Below are 7749 nucleotides of genomic sequence, written 5' to 3'. Positions count from 1 at the left end.
GTTCAGTTTTCAAAGAACTAACGTGTCTCTTAACAGCGACAATGAATATCATACCATCAAACAACTCTTCAATGCAAGAACTTTTTTCGAAGGAATATGATGGATATATCTTTAACAAAATCTTATATCGCTCATCAGCGACAATGAATAATATATCACATCTCAACATTCTGCGCAATATCTATCTAAAAAAAGATATTTTTTTGTATTTCTTCATAATAATTTAATACCATACACATAATAACTAATATCCCGCAAGGCAATATCCTTTTGTGATACAAGTTTCTTCCTTATTATATATAAGTAATTTTTCAGTGGATAATATCCAGCACCATTTATTGATCTTATTTGCTAGTCGAAATTTGTAATTTTTTTTTCATTTTTTCTATTGAAATTTTCACTAGATGTTGATACTCTATAGTAGCGTTATTTGGAAAGTTAATATTCAAATTATCAGGTCTTTCCAAGCAGATAATTTTGACCACTTCCTCAAGGAAGTTAAAGCCATACGGACAGCTGGGTCAAATGCCGATTGGCAACTAAGTTGCCTTATTGATTGAGTTAAAAGCTCAAATTTTATAAGTTGGTTACTTTACAACCAGTGCATTTTTTGCACAACAACTTGTGAAACGGTCAATAAGAGTGCTAAAAAGTAATTATTTGCTATATAGACTCTGATCTTATGTAAGATATATTGAATATTAAAGAGCTTTCTATCATATTGATTAAATTAGTTATGATAGATGAGATGTAAATATATGACTTTTGTCATATTATTCTTTTGCTTTTTAATATTGATGATGGTATCTTAGCAAGTGTTGTGCGCAATATATGCGTTTACACTTGCTTTTTTTGTGTTTATTAAGAGGTTATAACAACAACAGTCTATTTTCCTAATGACATCCTAATTATAGTTGATAAACCTCTATTTTGGTTGTTGTGAAGATCCTCTATATTTTAAAAAAATCTATTTAGTTAGGAGATATGTATAATGGGAAAAGCACTTATTATCGGTTGCGGTGGAGTGGCGTCAGTAGCCATCCATAAATGCGTTCAAAACAGCGAGGTTTTTGAAGAGATTTGTATCGCTAGTCGTACGAAATCAAAATGTGATGACTTAAAAGCGAAACTTGATGGTGGAAAAACAAAAATTACAACTGCACAAGTTGATGCAAATAATGTAGATGAGTTAATTGCTTTAATTGAAGAAGTAAAACCAGATATCGTCATGAACTTGGCTTTACCTTATCAAGATTTAACAATTATGGATGCTTGCCTTGCAACAAAAACACACTACTTAGATACTGCGAATTATGAGCCGGAAGACACAGCTAAGTTTGAATACAAATGGCAATGGGACTACCGCGAGCGTTTTGAAAAAGCTGGTATTACAGCTCTTTTAGGAAGCGGATTTGACCCAGGTGTTACAGGTGTATTTTCTGCACATGCGCTTAAACATCACTTTGATGAAATTGAATATATCGATATTCTTGACTGTAATGCTGGAGACCATGGATATCCTTTTGCTACAAACTTTAACCCGGAAATCAATATCCGTGAGGTTTCTGCAAACGGAAGATATTGGGAAAATGGTGAGTGGATCGAAACTCAACCGATGGAAATTAAACGTGTTTATGATTTCCCTGAAATCGGTGAAAAGGATATGTATTTATTATACCATGAAGAACTTGAATCTCTTGCAGTAAATATTCCTGGACTTAAGCGTATTCGTTTCTTCATGACATTCGGCGAGAGCTACCTTACGCACTTAAAGTGTCTTGAGAATGTTGGTTTAACTTCAATTGAACCAATTGAATATGAAGGAAAACAAATTATCCCACTTCAGTTCTTAAAAGCCTTATTACCTGATCCTTCTACTCTAGGACCACGTACAAAGGGTAAGACAAATATTGGATGTATCTTTAGAGGTAAAAAAGACGGAAAAGAGAAGACGTATTACGTATACAATGTTTGTGACCATGAAGAATGCTTTAAAGAAGTCGGTTCACAGGCAGTATCTTACACAACAGGAGTTCCAGCAATGATCGGTGCCATGATGATCATGACTGGAAAATGGAATAAGCCAGGCGTATACAATATCGAAGAATTTGATCCAGATCCATTCATGGATGCATTAAACAAGTGGGGATTACCTTGGAAAGAAAGTTTCGATCCAAAGCTTGTTGACAATGATCCTATTAAATCGGAAACACCAGAACTGGAGTCTGTACGTTAAATGCGATTTGAAGACTTACCGACACCCTGTTATGTAGTAGACGAAGCCCTTTTAGAAAAAAATCTCAAAATCTTGAACGGTGTTATGGAACGTACAGGAGCGAAAATCATTCTGGCGCAAAAAGCATTTTCGATGTATACAACCTACCCACTAATTGGTAAATATTTAAGCGGTACAGCTGCAAGTGGCTTATATGAAGCAAAACTTGGCTATGAGGAAATGGGCAAAGAAAACCATGTCTTTGCCCCCGCTTATCGTGAAGATGAAATTGATGAAATTATTTCTTACTGTGATCATGTTATCTTTAACTCATTTTCACAAGTGGAGAAATTTGGTGAAAAAGTTTTAAATGCTGGTAAGAAAATCGGTCTTCGCATTAATCCAGAATGCTCAACTCAAGTTGGACATGAAATCTATAACCCATGTGCAACTGGTTCTAGATTCGGTGTGACAATCGAACACTTCCGTCCTGAATCACTTGAAGGGATTTCCGGACTTCACTTTCATACTCTTTGTCAGCAAAACTCTGATGACCTTGCAAAGACACTAGATGCTGTTGAAGAAAAATTTGGACCGTGGCTTTCGCAGTTGGAATGGATTAACTTTGGTGGTGGACACCACATCACAAGAGAAGATTATGATATTCCACTATTAGAACAGTGCATTAGAAGAATGCAACAAAAGTATGATTTACAGGTTTATCTTGAGCCTGGAGAAGCCGTTGCTCTAAACGCAGGCTACCTAATCACAACCGTACTTGATACGATGAAAAACGGAATGGAGATTGCAATCCTTGATACTTCTGCATCATGTCATATGCCTGATGTCTTGGAAATGCCATACCGTCCTCCACTTTTCGGATCAGGGGAAGTTGGCGAAAAACCATTTACGTATCGACTTGGTGGACAAACATGTCTTTCAGGAGATACGATTGGTGACTATTCTTTTGACAAGCCTTTGGAAAGCGGTGACCGCCTAGTCTTTGGCGACATGGCAATCTACACGATGGTGAAAAACACTACGTTTAACGGGATGCCATTACCAGCTATCGCCGTTAAAGACAAAGATGGAGATTGTCATATCGTGCATCAATTTGGTTATCAAGATTTCAAAATGAGACTTGCTTAAAAGTAACTAAGAACGTTAAAATAGCCTTAAACCAGATTCTATAGAATGAATCTGGTTTTTTTATGTAGAAATACTAAATTACTATATTATACAACTACAAAAATAAAGACTTTCGAGTAGCCACATTATGAACTATCGAAAGCCTTTTATAATAAAGGTTCTATGAGATCTATTCTACTATTATTTATTAGTTTTTAGACAATCAATCCCTTAGATATTACGCTTTATTTGAAGATCCGAATTCGCGCATCTTCCCTTTGACTGTTTCTTTAATCGCATCTCTAGCTGGGCCTAAAAATTTTCGCGGATCGTATAGGTCTGGCTTTTCTGCTAAAACCTCACGAATGACTTTTGTGGACGAAATTTGATTTTCTGTATTCACGTTAATTTTTGCTGTTCCAAGTGAGATTGCTTTTTGAATATCTTTAGTCGGAATCCCTGTTCCACCGTGTAACACAAGCGGAACCCCAGTTAATTCCATAACTTCTTTCATGCGGTCAAAACCAAGGTTCGGCTCTCCTTTATAAGGACCGTGTACAGAGCCCAGTGCTGGTGCAAAGCAATCAACATTTGTTTCACGCACCAATTGATCACACTCGGCTGGGATTGCATAAGCTGCATCAGCATCATCAACAATTAAGTCGTCCTCTTGTCCGCCAATGCGGCCTAATTCCGCTTCAACTGATACCCCATGAATATGAGCTAGCTCGACGACTTTCTTTGTTAGTGCAATGTTTTCATCAAGCGGATGATGTGAACCATCAATCATTACCGATGTAAAGCCTGCTTGAATAGCCTCTGCACACTTTTCAAAACTTGATCCATGATCTAAATGAATCGCTACTGGTACTGTTACATTGTATGACTTCATTAATGCTTTCACCATATCAACAACAACATTAAACCCACCCATGTAACGTGCTGCCCCTTCAGACACTCCGCAAATCACCGGTGACTTTTCATCTTCTGCCGCTTGTAAAATCGCTTGCGTATACTCTAGGTTATTTAAGTTAAATTGTCCTACTGCATATCCTTCTTCTTTCGCTTTAATTAACATTTCTTTCATTGATACTAATGGCATATTAACAAATCCTTTCTCTTTCAATTATTTTTTTCCTATCCGGACATGAGAGAGCTTATTTATATGATTTGACCCTATTAAAAGGCTAGGCGGACATGAGGGCACTTATTTGCCTTAACCGAGCATAAATCTGCCCCTTTTCACTGAAATAAGAGCCGTGGTGTCCGCTTAACCTCTAGAAAGGGCTTTTTTTCACAAATAACGCCTCTCGTGTCCGTGTGGGAGTCGTTCCTTTAAATCAGCCTGTGTTTCTAAGTCCTGCGGCAATTCCATTAATCGTTAACAACACTTCAATTAAGAGGTCTTCTTTATTTTCCTCTGATTCACGCATTTTCTTAATTAATTCCACTTGTAAGAAGTTAAGTGGATCGATATAAGGATTTCGTAAATGAACAGATTCCTTAATATTTGGTGTATGATCCAATAACTCTTTGTTATCTGAAATGGCTAACAGAATCTCTTTCGTCTTGTTGTATTCATCAACAATATTTTGATAAATACGTTCCCCAATAGCTTGATCTTCGACTAATTTTGCATACTCTTTCGCCGTTGTTAAGTCTGCTTTCATGAGAGCCATTTGAAGATTATTAATCGTTGAGCGGAAAAATGGCCACTCTTGATACATGCTTTGTAAAAGTTTGATATTCTTATCACTTTTTGATGCAAAAGCTTTTAGCCCAGATCCTGCAGCATACCATGCAGGGATTAACTGTCGGCATTGTGTCCAGGCAAATACCCATGGAATTGCCCGTAAGTTTTCAAATTGATTGCTATTCTTCCGTTTCATTGGACGTGATCCGATATTTAGTGCCGCTAATTCTTCTAAAGGTGTCACCTGATTGAAATAGGTTAAGAAATCTTTATCTTCAAAAACGAGAGATTGATATTTTTTTAGCGCCTGTGCTGAAATGTCCTCCATCGCTTCTTCCCATGCTTTTTCCCTATAGTGATTTTCCTCAGATGTTTTCGATACGTGAGCCGATGCTTTTAGTAAAGTTGAAGCCGCCTGCTCTAAACTACGATAAGCAATATCTCCTAACAAATAACGTGAAGATAATACTTCACCTTGTTCGGTAATCTTCACACCGTCTCCTAACGTTTCCGCTGGCTGTGATAAGATACTGCGGTTTAGCGGTCCGCCTCCACGCCCTAATGAACCTCCTCGACCATGGAAAAATTTCAATCGAATGTTGTATTCTTTCGCCATATCATGTATTTCTTGCTGTGCTTTGTATAACTTCCAATTCGCAGTTAAGGTTCCGCCATCCTTACTTCCATCAGAATAACCCAGCATGATTTCCTGGTGATTACCACGTTGCTCCAGATGAGCACGATACACATCCATCGTAAATAGCTTCTTCATAATTTCAGGACCCGCTACTAAATCATCGATCGTTTCAAGTAAAGGAGCCACCGTTAATCCACTTTCAACACTGCCATCGGCATGTTTGCGATAGATCCCTGCTTCTTTTGCAAGAACAAGTACTTCTAGTAAGTCGCTTGCAGATTGAGTCATACTTACAAGGTAAACCTCGATTGAACGTTTTCCAAATACTTCGTGCGCCTTTTTTATCAGTTTAAATACGTTAATAACACTTTGAGTTTCTTTGGAATAGCCTTGTTCAAACAATAATAGAGGTCTTGGATCTTTAAGTGCATTTTCAAGAACAGTCACTTTCTCTTCTTCTGATAGGGATGCATAATCATTAGATATATTGACAGCTTTTAAGATTTCCGCCATCGCTGATTCATGCTCTCCACTATGGTTTCTAATATCCAACGTTGCTAAATGGAAACCAAACAATTGCACTTGACGAATTACTTTATGCAACGTTTTTAATCTGTGGTGTGAGGGTTGGTGTTGATCAGCGCTATTTTTAATGAGCAGTAAATCTTTATGTAGCTCTTCAGACGATTGATAGCCAATCTCTGACTTTCCAACCTGTCGTAACCGTTTGATCATTACAGCAAACTTACGACGATATACTTCTGATTGTACTGGCCACTCCTCTCCTCTATCCAGGTAGAGATTCTCGTCTTTTTCTACGGACGTAAGTAACTCCTCACTCACCGATACGCGTGCCGTTGACTGACTAAACCGTCTCATTAAATCGACAATGGCTTCATCGTACTTTTTAATAACTAGCTTTCGATGCTTTTCAAGTGTCTTCCAGGTAACCTCAGGTGTTACAAATGGATTTCCATCACGGTCTCCGCCAATCCATGAACCAAAACGAAGGAAGTCTGGTACATCCCATTTCACGTTTGGATAGTGTTCTTCGAGTTGATACTCTAACTCTTGATGGATATCTGGCAACACATCAAATAATGTTTGATCAAAATAATAAAGACCATTTTTCACTTCATCTAAAACAGATGGTTTACGATCCCTTAATTCATTTGATTGCCACAATGAAGTGATCTCATTGAACAAGCTTTCATCCAATTTTTCTTTTTCTCTCTTCGTTAATACAGCACGATCAAATTCTTTGAGAATCAATAAAATTCGCTTTTGCGTTTCAAGTATTGATCGCTTTGTTGCCTCCGTTGGGTGCGCAGTAATCACTAATTCAAGGGATAAATCCTCTAAAACACGTTGGATTACATCCTCTGATATATCATTTTCTTTTAGGGCAGTTACTGCTTTTTCAAGAGAAAATGGTTGAATCACTTCATCTCCCTGAAGTTGATACTCGCGTCTGCGTCGGATTCGGTGGTTCTGTTCTGCAATATTGGCCAGGTGAAAATAAATGGCAAAGGCCCGAATCACTTGTTGACGCATTGGAGGCTCTAAACTATGAATCTCTTCTTTTAGCTCCTCATATGTTTTTTCATCAAAACCTTTTCGTAAATCAATCGTCTTTTTCCGGATTGTTTCTACTTTATTTAAGAGTGAAATCCCACCTTGGTGTACTAATATTTCCCCTAACATACTACCAAGCTTTCTTACATCATTTCGTAATAGTGTATTCGGATCATCTACTTTTAGCATAGCAACAACTCCTTTAAATATTGCAGGGACAAATATTGTCCATGCGAGCCATTTAACGTCCCTGTTAGACGAAAAATTTTTGGTTACTATTTATAATACCGAAAAAATGCGAAATTGACAAATTCAAAATTTTTTTAATTTTAGGAATGCCTCTTTTGTAGCAGGAAACCCTTATTGGGTACCTGCTTTCTCTTTTTTTTTAAAATGACCTGCGCCACACACTTCACATTAACAAGGTCATCATATATTTTCTGTATATATGCTATGCTTTATCTAATGCTTCGTAATATGGTAGGTGATTTTCCACTTTAA

4 protein-coding genes are annotated in these 7749 nt (G+C 37.3%); 2 read left to right on the top strand and 2 right to left on the bottom strand.

The features are described from left to right. Positions 1-991: 991 nt before the first annotated feature. Complete coding sequence (locus ACJ2A9_RS18660) at positions 992-2236, top strand: saccharopine dehydrogenase family protein (RefSeq protein ID WP_441423194.1); 1245 nt, start codon at positions 992-994, stop codon at positions 2234-2236. Then, a complete protein-coding gene (gene nspC / locus ACJ2A9_RS18655) occupies positions 2237-3364 on the top strand; it encodes a carboxynorspermidine decarboxylase (protein ID WP_441423193.1) in 1128 nt (375 codons plus the stop codon). A 217-nt stretch (positions 3365-3581) separates the two neighbouring features. Here nspC and ACJ2A9_RS18650 read toward each other — a convergent pair whose 3' ends face one another. Together ACJ2A9_RS18650 and ppc are read right to left on the bottom strand one after the other, a co-directional pair. Beyond that, positions 3582-4445: a class II fructose-bisphosphate aldolase gene (locus ACJ2A9_RS18650; protein WP_441423200.1), complete on the bottom strand. Its 864-nt coding sequence runs from the start codon at positions 4443-4445 to the stop codon at positions 3582-3584. A gap of 238 nt (positions 4446-4683) precedes the next feature. Next, entirely contained in the window at positions 4684-7437 is a 2754-nt protein-coding gene (gene ppc / locus ACJ2A9_RS18645) for a phosphoenolpyruvate carboxylase (protein ID WP_441423192.1), read from the bottom strand. Between the last annotated feature and the right edge of the window lie 312 nt (positions 7438-7749).

The organism is Anaerobacillus sp. MEB173 (assembly GCF_052119505.1).
Taxonomy (GTDB): domain Bacteria; phylum Bacillota; class Bacilli; order Bacillales; family JBJMAU01; genus JBJMAU01.
Note: the sequence above shows the minus strand (reverse complement) of the source record. Positions and strands in the feature narration are given on the sequence as shown.

What these genes read in the sequence shown, in the direction of transcription:
- ACJ2A9_RS18660 (WP_441423194.1), top strand. Translation starts at nt 992, where the DNA reads ATGGGAAAAGCACTTATTATCGGTTGCGGTGGAGTGGCGTCAGTAGCC.
- nspC (WP_441423193.1), top strand. Translation starts at nt 2,237, where the DNA reads ATGCGATTTGAAGACTTACCGACACCCTGTTATGTAGTAGACGAAGCC.
- ACJ2A9_RS18650 (WP_441423200.1), bottom strand. Translation starts at nt 4,445, where the DNA reads ATGCCATTAGTATCAATGAAAGAAATGTTAATTAAAGCGAAAGAAGAA.
- ppc (WP_441423192.1), bottom strand. Translation starts at nt 7,437, where the DNA reads ATGCTAAAAGTAGATGATCCGAATACACTATTACGAAATGATGTAAGA.